This window comes from Fusibacter sp. (genome assembly GCF_057447755.1).
On the sequence record NZ_JBVBZF010000047.1, the window covers coordinates 1 to 16,134 of the forward strand.

Below are 16,134 nucleotides of genomic sequence, written 5' to 3' on the forward strand. Positions count from 1 at the left end.
GAACTTGTCAACAACATAAGAGGTGCTAAACTTTCAGCCAGAATGATCTATCCTGGTACACGTGTAAAAATAGGCAGCACAAGCTATTATGTTAAACATGAAATGACCCATACAAGTATTCTCAAGGATAAAGGTGAAATCGTAGCGAGAACTTATTAAATCTTAAGATCATAGGCATATGGATGGACAGAATTTGATGATCTTACATTTCTAAAGGAAGGTGAAATTATGGGAATTAGGCCAGCTGATATGCAAATGATTGTACACAAAACCCAAGAAATTCATCCTGCTAAGCAAAGCGTTGTCAGCAAGCAGGATAATGATCTTGTTAATACTCAGATTGAAAATAAAGAGGAAACCGAAAAGAAAAGTAAGATGGTCAATACTTTAGAGCAAAAAGAGCATAATAAGATTAAAAATAATAAAAAAGACAATGAAGCCGAAAAAAAGAAGAAGAAAAAGAAGAAGCATCTCTCGGATCATGACGATGAAAAAGACAAAGATAATGAGCATGTCCATAAACCTGCTCCGACGATTTATGATAAGGCAGGCACAAAATTCGATATGAAAGTGTAGATCATATGTATATAGTAAGTATAATTTTTGGACTGATTATTGTAATCAGTTCCATTTTTATGATCAGATTTGAATTAAATAGAGTCATTTTAAAACGTGAACAGCTTCTTGAGCATTCAAAGGTGTATAAAGAAGAGGATTTGTTTGCGCTTCTTGAAAGCCTTCAGACCTCTATAGATGAAATGAACAGTGCTTTTTATGAAATTGCAAGTGATCTTGAGGGCAAGTACTCACAGCATGAAAAAGAAATTCAACTCTTAGAGGAAAAGGTCTTGACCTTATTGACCATGCCTAGGGGTGATGAAGTATTAAAAGGCAGTCCTAAAAAGGAACCTGAAACCAAGGTTTATACGCCTAAGTCACATGCAGAAAAGATGGACCAGCTTAGGCAAGAAGTCCTTGTGGAGACGAAAGAAATTGCTGATCTACCTCTCGTGATGGATGAACAAGCCATGACGCTTAGAGAGAAAGTGATTAAACGCAGAAGTGAGGGGGTTCCACTTAAAGCGATTGCTAAAGAGTTCGACATGGGGATTGGCGAACTTCAGCTATTGATACAGCTCCCGGATGTGACGAAAAAAACATAATAATTATAGCAAAGTCAATGCAAAAAAAAGTTGAGCTTCAATGGGCTTTGTGATATACTACTTAAGGTAATAAAAACACACCTACTTCAATTTTGGAATTGTTGCCCAAGGGTTATTCTGAAAGATGAAAAGTAGGGAGGTAAAAAACGAGGAGGAATAAAAAAATGTCAGTAATCTCAATGAAAGATTTACTTGAAGCTGGTGTACACTTTGGTCACCAAACAAGAAGATGGAATCCTAAAATGGCTGAGTACATCTTCACAGAAAGAAATGGTATCTACATCATCGACCTTCAAAAAACTGTTGGTAAAGTAGATGATGCTTATGATTTCTTAAAAAGCGTTGTAGAAGATAATGGTACAGTTCTTTTTGTTGGTACTAAGAAACAAGCTCAAGAAGCAATCGAAACAGAGGCGTTAAGAGCTGGTATGTACTTCGTTAACCAAAGATGGTTAGGTGGTATGTTAACAAACTTCAAAACAATCAAAAAAAGAATTGATTTATTATTCAAATTAGAAAAAATGGAAAATGACGGTACTTTTGAAGCATTACCTAAAAAAGAAGTTCTCCAATTAAAAGCTAAAAAAGAAAAATTGGAAAAATATTTAGGTGGTATCAAAGATATGAATAAATTACCAAGTGCTTTATTCGTTGTTGACCCTAAAAAAGAGAGAATTGCAATCAAAGAAGCTAAAAATTTAGGAATTCCAGTTGTTGCTATCGTTGATACTAACTGTGATCCAGATGAAGTTGATTATGTAATTCCAGGTAATGATGATGCTATTAGAGCGGTTAAATTAATCGCTGGTAAAATGGCAGATGCTGTAATTGAAGCTAAACAAGGTGAGCAATTAACAGACGCACCTGTTGCTGCTGCAGCTGGAACTGAAGAGTAATAAAATATTGAGGTAAGAGAAATTCTCTTACCTTTTTTAAAGAAAAACATAAGACAATAGTCTTTAATATAACAATAAGGAGGATTTAACATGTCAATTTCAGCTTCATTAGTTAAAGAGTTAAGAGAAGCAACTGGCGCTGGTATGATGGATTGTAAGAAAGCGCTTGTTGAAACAAATGGTGATATGGAAGAGGCAATCAAATACCTTAGAGAAAAAGGGATTGCTAAAGCTGCTAAGAAAAGTGATAGAATTGCTGCAGAGGGTATCGTAGCTTCATATATTCATGGTGGAAGAATTGGTGTTATTGTTGAAATCAACAGTGAGACAGATTTCGTTGCTAAAAACGAAGAATTCCAAGAGTTTGGTAGAGATGTTGCAATGCAAGTTGCTGCTGCTAAGCCACTTTATGTAAGAAGAGAAGAAGTACCTCAAGAAGCGATCGAAGCAGAAAAAGAAATCTTAAGAAACCAAGCTTTAAATGAAGGAAAACCTGCTCAAATCGTTGATAAAATGGTTGAAGGTAGAATTGCGAAATACTACAAAGAAGTTTGTTTATTAGAGCAACCTTTCATTAAAGATCCAGATAAAACAATTGATGACCTTTTAAAAGAAAAAATTGCTAAAATCGGTGAAAACTTATCAATCAGAAGATTTTCTAGATTTGAAGTTGGCGAAGGTATCGAAAAGAAATCAGAAAACTTTGCTGAAGAAGTTGCTAAGCAATTACAAGGTTAATTATAAATTATCAAAATCAAGAGAGAACACATGTGTGTTCTCTTTTTTAAGGAAAAAAAGTTTGATTGGACTCATGAATTACTGTAAAATAGAGATAGAACGGAGGTTTTGCTTTGGAACTTAAATATAAACGTGTGTTGTTAAAATTAAGCGGTGAGGTTTTGGCTGGTGCAAAAGGAACTGGTGTCGATTATGATACGGTTCAAGAAATTGCAGGTTATGTTAAGAAGCTTCATCAGTTTGGCGCAGAAGTTGGAATCGTCATCGGCGCGGGCAATTTTTGGAGAGGCCGTTCTAACCCTAACATGGAAAGAACAACAGCGGACTATATGGGAATGCTTGCAACTGTGATGAATTCATTGGCGATGTCTGATGCATTAAAATATTTAGGGGTTGAAAGTAAAGTACTTAGTGCAATTCCAATGCCTCAAGTGGGGGAAGCCTATAACAGAGAAAATGCTGTTCATTACTTGAGCGAGGGGAAAGTTGTTCTTTTTGCAGCTGGAACTGGAAGTCCATTTTTCTCAACAGATACAGCCGCTGCACTTCGTGCCGCAGAGATTGATGCAGAATTGATATTACTTGCTAAGAACATCGACGGTGTATATGATTGTGACCCTGCGAAATTTGACCATGCCAAAAAATATGATAGAATTTCCTTTACAGAAGTTCTTAATCAAAAATTAGGCGTTATGGATTTGACATCTATTACAATTTGTATGGACAACCACATTCCAATTTCTGTATTTGACTTAAATGTCCCTGAAAATATTATCAAAGCATGCTCTGGATTAAATGTTGGAACTATCATTGAGGAGGCCTAGTAATGAGAAATCAAGTACATGAACACTTAAATGAAAAAATGGAGAAAACACTTAGCGTACTAAAGGATGAACTAAATCACATTCGTGCTGGTAGAGCAAATCCACTTATTTTAGATAGAGTTATGGTTAACTACTATGGTTCAGATACACCTATTAAGCAATTGGCAAGTATTTCTGTTCCTGAACCTAGAATTATTCAAATTCAACCTTATGATGCATCTATCTTAAAAGATATTGAAAAATCAATTCAAATTGCTGATTTGGGCATTAACCCAAGTAATGATGGCAAAGTGATAAGATTGGTAATGCCAATGTTAACTGAAGAAAGAAGAAAAGACTTGGCAAAACAAGCTAAAAAAATTGGTGAAGATGCTAAAGTTGCTCTTAGAAATGAGAGAAGAGATGCAATTGAATCACTCAAAAAAATGCAAAAAAATAAAGAAATTACAGAAGATGATTTGACCTCGGCAGAAAAAGAAGTTCAAAAGATGGTTGATGATCACGTTGCTACAATTGACCAATTGATCACCAAAAAAAATGATGAGATCATGGAAGTATAAGCTTTTGCCCTCCACCATTTGGAGGGCTTTTCCTTAATTGGACATAATCTATATAAGTAATATTTGGATATGATGTGCACGTGGGATTCTAAAATTAAATTACCGAGGAAAATACATGTTATTTAAAAAAAAGAACGATGAACTCGTAGAACTTGATAATCTCCCAAAACATGTTGCTTTCATTATGGACGGCAATGGCAGATGGGCAAAAAAAAGAGGATTGCCTCGTTTAATGGGCCATAATGCTGGTACAGAAATGCTGAAACGCATAGTCATTGAGAGTAAAAAATTAAAAATTGAAAATATTACATTTTATGCTTTTTCAACTGAAAACTGGAGAAGACCTGAGGAAGAAGTAAATGGTCTCATGGAAATTCTAGTTAAGTTTTTCAGATCTGAAATTGATGAAATTATTGAAAATAAAGTTAAAATCAATATTTTTGGTGATATAGAGGCCTTGCCTTCCTATGCCAAAACAGAGGTCCTTAGAGCAATTGATCGTACTAAGGACCATACTGAGATGAATTTCAACATCGCCCTTAATTATGGTGGACGAGACGAAATTTTAAGAGCTGTCAAACAAATTGCGAATGACGTTAAAAACGATCAGGTGAATATAGAGGATATTGATGAGCAAATGGTTTCGGACCATCTTTACTCCAGTGGACTACCAGACCCTGATTTATTGATAAGAACAAGTGGTGAGCAGAGATTAAGTAATTTTATGTTATGGCAAGTTGCCTATACTGAATTTATTTTTGAAGATCATTTTTGGCCCGACTTTAATGAAAACTTATATAGAAGTGCTTTGGCTAAATATCAAAAAAGACATCGCAGATTTGGTGCGATATAAGAGGTGAAATCAATGAAACTCCGTACAATTTCAGCACTCATAGCACTTCCGTTACTGTTTTTTATATTGTTTAAAGGAGGTGCGCTCTTATTTTTTGCAGCCTTCTTACTCAGCATTATAGGTCAATATGAATTTTATAAAGCATTCTCAAGCAAATATCATGTTCTTAAATGGGCAGGATATATTACCTCAACGGCTTGGTATGTAGGTTTGTTTTATGACATGCCTCAGGATTACTATACATTTTTGATTGCTGTTTTCTTATTTTTACTACTTACATTGACAATGCTCCACAAGAAGAATATCATCATGGGGAGTATGGTAACCTTTGTAGGTTTTTTCTATGTGGCTTTTTCACTATCCCATATTATTATGATATGGAAACTGGATAGCAATTTCTTTATTTGGTACCCGTTTATTATAGCCTTTGTCACAGATACATTTGCTTATTTTACCGGTAAGGTTATTGGGTCAACGCCTTTGATACCAACGGTTAGTCCTAACAAGACGGTTGAGGGTTCGCTTGGCGGCGTGATTGCATGTTTGGTGTTTAGTTATGCCTATGCAAGAGTATTCAACCCGGATTTTCAACTCTACGCGGTATTTTTAGGCCTTGTGGGTAGTATCTTATCTCAAATTGGAGACCTGATTGCGTCTAAAATTAAAAGATTGTTTGATATTAAGGATTTCGGCAAAATCATGCCAGGACATGGTGGTGTGTTGGATCGTTTTGACAGCATCATAATTACCATGCCACTTGTTTACTATTTTATTGTCATTTTCAACTATTTGATATAAAAGACGGAGAAATCAAAGATGAAAAAAGTTACCATTTTAGGTTCGACAGGTTCTGTTGGGACCCAAGCACTTGAAATAATCAAAGAGAGTGGACGATATGAGGTATTTGCCATTACATGCAATCGGCAAGTTGACAAAATATATGAGCAAGCCATTTTGCATAAGCCTCAATATGTTGTTGTTTATGATGAGCAAGCCTTTGAAACACTTGAAGGCAAACTCAAAATGTATGATATAAAAGTTCTTAAAGGGATGTCGGGATTAATTGAAGTTGTTGAACACCCAGAAGTTGACATTGTTCTGACTTCTGTTGTAGGCAATATTGGTTTGCTTCCAACAGTGAAAGCTATAAAAGCCGGCAAGACCATTGCACTTGCTAATAAAGAAACCTTGGTCACTGCTGGCGAATTGATTATGCCGCTTGCTAGGCAACATGGTTCGATAATTCTACCTGTGGACAGTGAACACAGTGCTATTTTTCAGTGTTTGAATGGTGAGCATCAAGGAAGTGTTGAAAAAATATTGTTGACGGCATCCGGTGGGGCTTTTAGAAATTTTACCAAAGAAGAGATTCGTTTTAAGAGGGCAGTTGAAGCCTTAAAACATCCAAACTGGTCTATGGGACGCAAAATCACCATTGATTCAGCAACCCTTATGAATAAAGGCCTTGAATTTATTGAAGCAAAATGGTTGTTTGATGTAGCACCAGAACAAATAGAGGTTGTTGTACACCCTCAGAGTATTATTCACTCCATGGTACAATTCAATGATGCTTCAGTTATGGCGCAGCTTGGTTGTCCAGATATGAGACTGCCGATTATCTATGCGCTTGATTATCCTGAAAGAAACTTTAATACCATAGAGAGACTCGATTTCTCTAAACTTAAGGACTTGAGCTTTAGTGCGCCAGATGAAATACGTTTTCCTTGTTTAAAAATCGCAAAGGACGCTTTATCTAGTGGTGGCCTTATGCCAACGATTATGAATGCGGCTAATGAAGTTCTGGTGCAAGCTTATTTAGACGATCTTATCGGTTTTTACGATATTTCTGATCATATTATTGAAATCATGAACCAATTTAAGAATGAAACCAATTTGACAATTGAGAAAATAATGGAAGTGGATAAGGAAGCTAGAAGATTAACCTTAGAGAGGCTTAATCGTAGACATTAGAAAGGAATGCTTATGTTATTGACAATAATAAGTTTTATTTTTGTATTTGGAATCATCGTGTTGTCTCATGAATTTGGTCATTTTATTACAGCACGATTGAACGGTGTTAAAATTCACGAGTTTTCACTTGGCATGGGGCCTGCTATTTATAAAAAACAAGGGCCTGAAACCATGTACTCCATCAGAGCGCTACCCATTGGCGGTTATGTCAAAATGGAAGGCGAAGATGGTGAATCGGATGATCCTAGAAGTTTTGTGCAAAAGAAACCGTGGCAGCGTCTAATTGTCTTAGCAGCTGGTGCAATAATGAACTTTATATTGGCTTATGTACTTTTGGTGATTATAATGTTCAGTGTCGGCTATCCATCAAACACGATTGACCAGGTTTTAGAAGGCAGTCCAGCTCAAGCAGCAGGCTTCCAATCAGGGGATACCATTATTAAAATCAATCAAAATGAAATCAACTCATGGGATGGTGTGATTGACAATATAGATAAGAGTGAGGGTAAAATCCTTGAAGTTGTCATTGTTAGAAATGACAATCAATTAAATTTGGAGGTTACACCAGCACTTGATCCAACAGATAATACTTATAGAATTGGTGTTTCGTCATTACCTGTTAAGCAAGTGACTAAGGCTTTTCCGCTTGCTGGTAAGCAGTTTGTATCCTTTTTTACAGATATATTTAAGTTTTTTACCCAATTAGGTTCTAATAAGGTCGAGGGTGAAATTGTTGGTCCAGTTGGCATCGTGGGTGTTATTGGTCAAGCTTCAAGAGCTGGATTTTTGAATTTACTCTTCATAGCGGCTTATATCTCAATCAACCTAGGTATTGTGAACTTGTTACCGTTTCCAGCACTTGATGGGGGTAGAATTATTTTTGTCGTTATAGAAATGATTTTGGGTAGACCCATTGACCGAGAAAAAGAAGGCTACGTGCACTACGTTGGTATAGTCATTTTAATGGCATTGATGATCTTCTTAGTGTTTAGGGATATATCCAAGCTTTAAATGGAGGCTTAAATGAAACATACACGAGAAATAAGAGTTGGCAATTTGAAAATGGGTGGCAACAATCCAGTATTGATCCAGTCCATGACAAATACCAAAACTGAAAATATATCAGAAACGGTAAGACAAATCCTTGAACTTGAAGCTGCAGGTTGTGAAATCGTCAGAGTAGCAGTACCTACCATGGAAGCTGCAAAAGCGATACGCGAGATAAAAGCGCAAATCCATATCCCGATAGTTGCGGATATTCATTTTGATCATCGACTTGCAATCGAATCAATTGAGAGTGGTGTTGATAAAATTAGACTTAATCCCGGCAATATCGGTAGTCTGGAAAAGGTTAAGGAAGTTGTTGCACTTGCAAAATCCAAGGAGATTCCCATTAGAATAGGCGTTAACGGGGGCTCTCTTGATAAGTCTATTTATGAGAAATACGGTGGTTTAACTGCAGAAGCGCTTGTTGAGAGCGCACTTTCTCATGTGGAAATTTTGGAAGCGCTTGATTTTTATGATATTGCAATATCTATAAAAGCTTCTGATATTCCACTAACCGTGAAGGCTTACAGGCTCTTAAGTGAACGTGTTGACTATCCCTTGCATCTTGGTATTACTGAAGCTGGTACTAAATTTTCAAGTACTGTGAAATCTTCAATTGGCATTGGTTCATTATTACTTGATGGTATTGGTGATACCATCCGCGTTACCATGACGGATACACCGGTTGAAGAAATCAAGGTTGCTAAAAAAATACTTGAAGTTCTTGATCTAAGAAGCTTTGGGATTAAAATTATTGCATGTCCTACCTGTGGTAGAACAGAAGTGGATCTTATTAAGCTCACTCAAGAAATTGAAGCGAAAATTGAACATATGAACAAGGATATCACAGTTGCAATTATGGGGTGTGCCGTAAATGGGCCTGGAGAAGCCAGAGAGGCAGATCTAGGTATTGCAGGCGGTAGAGGTGAGTATCTTCTCTTTAAAAAGGGCTTGGTTGTGCGTAAAATTAAAGAAGACCAAGTTATGGAAGCCCTGCTTGAAGAAATTGAAAACTACTAGGCCAATGCCCCTGTTTTATAGTCGTATCTGAATTTAAATGGAAAGGTTGAGTTAATGAATCGTATTCCTTTTAATGAGTTGATTGCAGAGTCTTTGCAAATCAATGATATTGAAATAAAGAAAATTGAATATAAGAGAGAACAAAATGCTTTGACGATATTGTTAAATTCGCGCTCTTTTATCCCATCACAGAACATTGATAAACTTAAAAAGAATTTAGGTATTGTTTTTACTGAAATTAAACATTTTGAGATAGGCGTAGAGAATGTTGCGATTACAGGCTCAGATCAGGAAATCGATATTTCTGAGCATTGGGATAATATTTTATACGTCATAAAGCGGAATAATCCGGCAGTTGCCAGTATTTTAAGAAAGAGCAAAATTGATTTTAACAAGAACCAAATCAGTATTGTCTTTGAAGATCAAGGCCTTGAAAATACATTTCACCAGTACAACACTACGGACATGATCGATAAGATTTGTCAAAAAAATCTTAATAGAACCTTTGAGGTCAGCACAAGTGCCCTTAAGTCCGATGTTGAAGGTATTGAAGCCTTTGAACGTATGAAGGATGAAGAGATTGAGGCAATTGTTCAAAATGCAACGGCTGCCTTTAATGAAGAATTATTACGAAACCAAGCAGCGCAGACACCTGCCTCTAATACCAAATCATCTGCAAGTTCAAAAGGTGATAAACCTAGTGATGTCTTGTTTAGAAATCGTGTTAAGAGACCAATCTCCATGATTAAGGACATTGTACAAGAGGAAGAGGTTTACGCAGTAGAAGGAAAAGTCGTTACCACGGATAGTAGAGAACTCAAGGGTGGTAAGTTTTTATATAAGATATTTGTATCTGATGGTACAAATGCAATTTGTTGTAAACAGTTTTTAAAGAAAAATGAATATGAAGAACTATCAGAACGTATTAAGAATGGACTATGGTTCATCATTGAAGGTATAAACCGATATGATCAATTCGACAAAGAACGTGTTCTCCAGTTTACTGCCATCAATGAGGGTAAAAAAGAGGAAAAACGTATGGACCATTCAGAAGAAAAGCGCGTCGAACTTCATCTTCATACCAATATGAGTGAGATGGATGGCATTACATCTGTGAAAAAAATCATAAACACTGCCATTGAATGGGGGCATCCTGCGATTGCTATTACAGATCACGGTGTTCTACAGGCCTTTCCTGATGCCGCATCTTATGCAGGGGACAAGATTAAAGTGCTTTATGGACTCGAAGGCTATTTGATCGATGATGAAACTGAAATGATTAAAGATGCCAACGATTACAGCCTAGATGAAAATTTTGTCATATTTGATATAGAAACCACAGGTTTCTCCTATAATAATGACAATATTATAGAAATAGGTGCTGTTAAGGTAAAAGAAGGCGGCGTTGTTGAACGCTTTAGTGAACTTATCAATCCTGGTCGTTTGATTCCACCTCATATTATTGAGCTTACTGGTATCAACAATGACATGGTGAAGAACCAACCGAGTATTGAAGAGGTTTTACCTAAGTTTATGGCTTTTGTTGGGGATTGCCCTGTGGTAGCCCACAACGCAACATTTGATGCTTCATTTATACGCTATAATTGTCACAAACTTGGACTTCCGTTTGATAATTTAATTTTAGATACGCTCGCATTGAGCCGTCTTCTACTCACGGATATAAAAAAACACAACCTTAAAGCCATTACAAAATATTTGAAAATCACCTTAAGTGATCACCATCGAGCAGTTGCAGATGCTGAAGCGACTGGCAGAGTTTTTTCAAAGTTTGTCGAAATGCTCAAGGAAAGAGAAATTCATGATCTCATTGGCATAAACTATTTGGCTTCAAAAGAAATGAGTTTTCAAATGATGGATATGTCTCATGTAATCTTATTGGCTCAGAATAAGACGGGATTGAGAAATCTATATGAGATCGTTTCAGAATCTAATTTAAAGACCTTTTATAGAAAACCGAGAATATTAAAAAGCACATTAAGAGCAAAACGTGAAGGTCTTATTATAGGCAGTGCATGTGAAGGCGGCGAATTATACAAAGCCATCATCAACAATAAAGAACCTGATGTTGTCAGAAATATAGCAGAGTTCTATGATTATCTTGAAATTCAACCAACAGGCAATAATGCCTTTATGATTGAAAACGGTAGAGTAAGAGATCACAAAGAACTTGAGGAGATCAATTTAGGGATTGTTGCATTGGCAGATTCTCTTGGAAAACCCACTGTTGCAACTTGTGATGTCCACTTCCTAGATCCGGAAGATGAGGTTTATCGAAGAATTCTCATGGCAGGGAATGGCTTTAAAGATGCAGATAATCAAGCACCGCTTTATTTCAGAACCACTGAAGAAATGATGAAGGAATTTTCTTATCTTGGCAGTCGTACAAAAGAAATTGTCATCGACAATCCAAGAAAAATCGCAGATTCCTGTGAAAATATTTTACCAGTTCCCAAGGGGACATTTCCGCCTAAAATTGATGGTGCTGACGAAGAGTTTAGGGAAATGTGTATGAACAAGGCTGCACGAATCTATGGTACGCCACTACCTGAAATAGTTGACAAGAGAATCAATCGAGAACTTAATTCTATTATAGGTAATGGCTATGCTGTTATGTACATCATCGCACAAAAGCTTGTTAAGAAATCGCTGGATGATGGTTTCCTTGTAGGTTCAAGGGGATCGGTCGGTTCTTCTTTCGCAGCAACCATGAGTGACATCACAGAGGTTAATCCATTGCCACCACATTATATTTGTGGCAAGTGTAAATATTCTGAGTTTATCACAGACGGTAGTTTTTCAGCAGGTGTGGATATGCCGGATAAAACCTGTCCAGAGTGTGGCGAAAAGCTCATTAAAGATGGCCACGATATTCCCTTTGAAACCTTCCTCGGTTTCGATGGTGATAAAGAGCCCGATATCGACCTTAACTTTGCCGGAATCTATCAAGCAAATGCCCATAAGTATTGTGAAGTTCTCTTTGGTGCTGGTAAGACCTTTAAGGCGGGGACGATCGGTACAATTGCAGAGAAAACCGCTTATGGCTATGTTAAAAAATATTTTGAAGAAAAAAATGAAGATGTACACCGCTATGAAATTGAGCGTTTAGCCCAGGGGTTAACAGGTGTCAAGAGGACTTCGGGCCAGCATCCTGGTGGTATTATGGTTGTTCCAAGAGATCATGATATTCATGAATTTTGTCCAATACAATACCCTGCTAATGATGTGAACTCAGACGTAATTACAACGCATTTCGATTATCACTCAATCAGTGGTCGTTTGCTAAAGCTAGATATTCTTGGACACGACGTTCCGACCATCATCAAGTATCTTGAAGAACTTACAGGTGTCAATGTATTTGATATATCGCTTGATGATGCGGAGACCATGAAAATCTTTACGACGACAGAGTCTTTAAAGATTGTAGACGAGTCGTATTCACTTGATATTGGTAGTCTTGGCATCCCAGAGTTTGGGACGAAGTTCGTTAGACAAATGCTTAGGGATACTGAACCAAAGACCTTTTCTGACTTGGTGCGTATATCTGGACTTTCCCACGGGACGGATGTATGGGTAAACAATGCTCAAGACTTGGTTAGAAATAACGTGGTAACCATTAAGGATGTTATTGCAACACGTGATGATATTATGAACTATTTGCTACTACAGGGACTCGAACCACTGACTTCCTTTAAAATCATGGAAAAAGTTCGTAAGGGTAAAGGGCTTTCTGAAGACGATATTAAGGACATGAAAGCAAAAGATGTCCCAGATTGGTATATCAATTCCTGTCAGACGATTCAGTACATGTTCCCAAAGGCACATGCTGTAGCATATGTAATGATGAGTGTGAGAATTGCATACTTTAAAGTGCACCATCCTTTGGCATTTTATGCAACCTACTTCTCGACCAAGGTAGATGATTTTGATGCCGAGCTAATATGCAAGGGGAAAATTGTCATTCGAAATAAAATGAAGGAACTTGAAGCCCTTGAAAAACCAACTAAAAAAGAGCAGGATTTAGCGGGTATTTTAGAGATTGCTGATGAGTTTTACAGTAGGGGATTTGAATTTAAGAAAGTAAGTCTTGAAGAATCTGATGCTGAAAAGTTTAAAATTGTGGATGGCAAAGTACTACCACCATTTTTAGCGCTTCAAGGTGTTGGTGCCAGTGCAGCGATTAGTATACAGGAAATTCGTAGCTCGGGGATAGACTTCTTGTCGGTTGAAGACTTCCAATCCAAGACAAAAGTATCCAAAACTGTTATCGAAGCAATGAAGATTCATGGCTGTTTTGACGGTATGCCTGATGACAATCAATTATCCCTATTCTCATTTGCATAAAAATGGGCAATGTGTTATAATATAAGAGTTAATAGGCTAAGACATCAAGGAGTGGGGTTTCCCACTCTTTGTTATTGTAAATTTATGTGTTTTGTATGGTTCTACATTTTAGTACATAATTTGAAATTAAATGCGTTAACAAATATAAATGAAAAAAATGAAAGTAGGTGGCTTATGAAAAAGAAAAGAGTCGTTGACGTTGTGGCGGATATCGTTGCACCTTTTGCGAAAACACAAGGTATGGAGCTTGTGGATGTTGAGTTTGTTAAGGAGGGACCGTATAGATATTTACGTGTGACTATAGATAAAGAGGAGGGCGTATCGCTGGATGATTGTCAGTTGGTAAGTCAACACCTCAACAGTAAATTGGATACGATTGATCCTATTGAAGAACAGTATTTTCTTGAAGTAACCTCTCCAGGTGTTGAGAGACAGCTTAAAAAAGATCAGGATTTTGAGCGTTTTAAAGGAAGAGAAGTTCAGTTAAAACTCTATCAACCCTTTGAAGGTCAAAAGGTCATTAATGGCATTTTATTAGGATTGGTTGATGATAATATTATGATTAAAAATGAAGCAATGGGTGAAGTTCAGATTCCTAAAAGTAAGGTTTCTGTTGCTAAGCTGATTGTAGATTTTGAATAGGAGGGATAAGGACGTGAAAACAGAACTTCTTATTGCATTGGAACAATTGGTTAAAGAAAAGGGTCTTTCCATGGATATGCTTTTCGATGTTATTGAAGATGCGATGATTAAAGCCTATAAGAACAATTTTGGCGCAACTCATAACGTAGAGGTTGAATTAAACCGTGAGACTGGTGAAATAAACGTTTATTCTGTGAGAATCGTAGCAGAAGAAGTGTTTGACGAAATTACACAAATTTCAGTTGAAGATGCTAAAAAACTGGATAAGGATTTCGAAAGTGGTGACATTGTTAAGGAAAAAGTAACACCAAAAGATTTTGGTAGAATTGCAGCTCAATCTGCAAAGCAGGTTGTGGTTCAAAAGATAAGAGAAGCTGAGCGTAGTGTGATTTATGATGAATTTGCAAGTCGTGAAAGTGAAATTGTTAACGGCGTGATTCATAGAATTGCCAAAGGAACAATTTACATCAACCTTGGCAGAACAGAAGCAATGCTTGCCCCTAATGAGCAAATTCCATCTGAAGAATATATCCAAGGTGAGCGTATCAAAACCTACATCACTGAAGTGAAAAACGCAACTAAGGGGCCTCAAATCTATGTTTCAAGAACGCATCCAGGTCTTGTAAAACGCCTGTTTGAACTTGAAGTGCCAGAAATATTTGATGGTGAAGTAGAAGTGAAGAACATTTCTAGAGAGCCAGGTTCAAGAACAAAAATTGCAGTTTATGCAAGCAATCCTGACCTTGATCCTGTTGGCGCATGTGTTGGTCAAAAGGGACATAGAGTTCAAAATATTGTTGACGAACTTCAAGGTGAAAAAATTGATATTATAGAATGGCATGAAAATCCAGCTATTTTAATTTCAAATGCACTTAGCCCATCGAAGGTAATGCGTGTTGAGGTTGATGAAGAAGATAACTCTGCACTTGTGGTTGTACCGGATTATCAATTGTCATTGGCAATCGGTAAAGAAGGTCAAAATGCACGTTTAGCAGCCAAGTTAACGGGTTGGAAAATCGATATAAAAAGTGAAACTCAGTATAAAAATTATTTGCGTGAAATCGGTGAATATGAAGAAGTATACGGAGATGATGAATAATTATGAAAAAGATACCAATGAGAAAATGTATTGGTTGTGGTGAGCAAAAACCTAAAAAAGAACTCATTCGAGTTGTAAAAAATAAAGAAGACGAAGTCTTCGTTGATTTTACAGGAAAAGCAAATGGTAGAGGCGCATATATCTGTAGGGATAAAAAGTGCTTTGATCTAGCGATTAAGAAAAATGCATTTAACCGCGCTTTTGAGACTCAAATTGATAATTCTATTTTTGATGCGCTCAAGGAGAAGTTAGATGATCATGAATAACGTTTTAACGCTTATTGGATTCGCAAAGAAATCTGGGAATTTAGTTTTAGGCGAAACGCTCTGTACAGAGGGCATTAAACGCAAAAAAATTTCATTGATGATTATCGCAAGTGATCTAAATGAAACGACGACTAAAAGAATCGTCCAGTTATGCGAATCGGAAGACGTTGCCTATAGAGTCCTTTTTACTAAGGATGAATTGTCAAAAGCAATTGGCAAAGAGAATTACGGTTTGTTCGGAATTTCAAACAAAAAATTTTCTAGAGCATTGATTGAAAAAATTGATGTTCTATAACCCGGAGGTGAAGCTATGTCAAAAATCCGAATATACGAACTAGCAAAAGAACTAAACAAATCGAACAAAGAGGTACAAGATGCAGCCACAAAGTTAGGTCTTGAAATTAAATCTCATATGAGTACTTTAGAAGATGACGAAGTTGCTAAATTGAGAGGTAATTTGAAATCAAAACCGGCTTCAGAACAATCTCAAGCTAAACCCGCTGAAAAGCATCATAAGATTATTTATGATCGCACAAAAGAAATAAAAGAAGAAGAGAACAAGAAGCATACGAGAAGCTACAGCAGCGACTCACGCAATAGATCATATGATAATCGTTCGAATGATAACCGTTCGAATGACACGAGATCAAATGACAACCGCTCTTATGACAACAGAAATCGTTCTAACGATAC

17 protein-coding genes are annotated in these 16,134 nt (G+C 36.8%); all 17 read left to right on the top strand.

Annotated features, from left to right (window positions below):
- Window positions 1-228: 228 nt before the first annotated feature.
- Window positions 229-576: a hypothetical protein gene (locus AC220I_RS08595; RefSeq protein ID WP_486723409.1), complete on the top strand. Its 348-nt coding sequence runs from the start codon at window positions 229-231 to the stop codon at window positions 574-576.
- A 59-nt stretch (window positions 577-635) separates the two neighbouring features.
- Window positions 636-1,163, top strand: coding sequence for a hypothetical protein (locus AC220I_RS08600; protein ID WP_486723410.1), 528 nt, complete (start codon window positions 636-638; stop codon window positions 1,161-1,163).
- Window positions 1,164-1,327: 164 nt separating this feature from the next.
- Window positions 1,328-2,059 (top strand): 30S ribosomal protein S2, encoded by a 732-nt coding sequence (gene rpsB / locus AC220I_RS08605; protein ID WP_486723411.1) that lies wholly within the window; start codon window positions 1,328-1,330, stop codon window positions 2,057-2,059.
- A 90-nt stretch (window positions 2,060-2,149) separates the two neighbouring features.
- The gene (gene tsf, locus AC220I_RS08610) at window positions 2,150-2,797 is read left to right on the top strand and encodes a translation elongation factor Ts (RefSeq protein WP_486723412.1); all 648 of its coding nucleotides are present in this window, start codon (window positions 2,150-2,152) and stop codon (window positions 2,795-2,797) included.
- Between the two features lie 113 nt (window positions 2,798-2,910).
- Window positions 2,911-3,621, top strand: a complete 711-nt coding sequence (gene pyrH / locus AC220I_RS08615) for a UMP kinase (protein WP_486723413.1) — start codon at window positions 2,911-2,913, stop codon at window positions 3,619-3,621.
- A gap of 2 nt (window positions 3,622-3,623) precedes the next feature.
- Window positions 3,624-4,181 (top strand): ribosome recycling factor, encoded by a 558-nt coding sequence (frr, locus tag AC220I_RS08620; RefSeq protein ID WP_486723414.1) that lies wholly within the window; start codon window positions 3,624-3,626, stop codon window positions 4,179-4,181.
- 115 nt (window positions 4,182-4,296) lie between these two features.
- Window positions 4,297-5,034 carry an undecaprenyl pyrophosphate synthase gene (gene uppS / locus AC220I_RS08625; protein ID WP_486723415.1) on the top strand — a complete coding sequence of 246 codons (738 nt, stop codon included), beginning with the start codon at window positions 4,297-4,299 and terminating at the stop codon, window positions 5,032-5,034.
- 12 nt (window positions 5,035-5,046) lie between these two features.
- A complete protein-coding gene (locus AC220I_RS08630; protein WP_486723416.1) occupies window positions 5,047-5,832 on the top strand; it encodes a phosphatidate cytidylyltransferase in 786 nt (261 codons plus the stop codon).
- Window positions 5,833-5,850: 18 nt separating this feature from the next.
- Window positions 5,851-7,005, top strand: coding sequence for a 1-deoxy-D-xylulose-5-phosphate reductoisomerase (locus AC220I_RS08635; protein ID WP_486723417.1), 1,155 nt, complete (start codon window positions 5,851-5,853; stop codon window positions 7,003-7,005).
- Between the two features lie 12 nt (window positions 7,006-7,017).
- Window positions 7,018-8,016 carry an RIP metalloprotease RseP gene (gene rseP / locus AC220I_RS08640; protein ID WP_486723418.1) on the top strand — a complete coding sequence of 333 codons (999 nt, stop codon included), beginning with the start codon at window positions 7,018-7,020 and terminating at the stop codon, window positions 8,014-8,016.
- A 12-nt stretch (window positions 8,017-8,028) separates the two neighbouring features.
- The gene (gene ispG, locus AC220I_RS08645) at window positions 8,029-9,072 is read left to right on the top strand and encodes a flavodoxin-dependent (E)-4-hydroxy-3-methylbut-2-enyl-diphosphate synthase (RefSeq protein ID WP_486723419.1); all 1,044 of its coding nucleotides are present in this window, start codon (window positions 8,029-8,031) and stop codon (window positions 9,070-9,072) included.
- Window positions 9,073-9,126: 54 nt separating this feature from the next.
- A complete protein-coding gene (locus AC220I_RS08650; RefSeq protein ID WP_486723420.1) occupies window positions 9,127-13,434 on the top strand; it encodes a PolC-type DNA polymerase III in 4,308 nt (1,435 codons plus the stop codon).
- A gap of 174 nt (window positions 13,435-13,608) precedes the next feature.
- Window positions 13,609-14,076 (top strand): ribosome maturation factor RimP, encoded by a 468-nt coding sequence (locus tag AC220I_RS08655; protein ID WP_486723421.1) that lies wholly within the window; start codon window positions 13,609-13,611, stop codon window positions 14,074-14,076.
- Window positions 14,077-14,089: 13 nt separating this feature from the next.
- A complete protein-coding gene (nusA, locus tag AC220I_RS08660) occupies window positions 14,090-15,175 on the top strand; it encodes a transcription termination factor NusA (protein WP_486723422.1) in 1,086 nt (361 codons plus the stop codon).
- On the top strand, window positions 15,172-15,441 hold the full coding sequence (gene rnpM, locus AC220I_RS08665; protein ID WP_486723425.1) for an RNase P modulator RnpM: 270 nt from the start codon (window positions 15,172-15,174) through the stop codon (window positions 15,439-15,441). Before nusA ends, rnpM begins: the two co-directional genes overlap by 4 nt.
- Window positions 15,428-15,736 (top strand): L7Ae/L30e/S12e/Gadd45 family ribosomal protein, encoded by a 309-nt coding sequence (locus tag AC220I_RS08670; protein WP_486723423.1) that lies wholly within the window; start codon window positions 15,428-15,430, stop codon window positions 15,734-15,736. The genes rnpM and AC220I_RS08670 overlap by 14 nt, the downstream gene beginning before the upstream one ends.
- A gap of 15 nt (window positions 15,737-15,751) precedes the next feature.
- Window positions 15,752-16,134: translation initiation factor IF-2 N-terminal domain-containing protein (locus AC220I_RS08675; RefSeq protein ID WP_486723424.1), on the top strand; the 383-nt coding region annotated here is incomplete at its 3' end.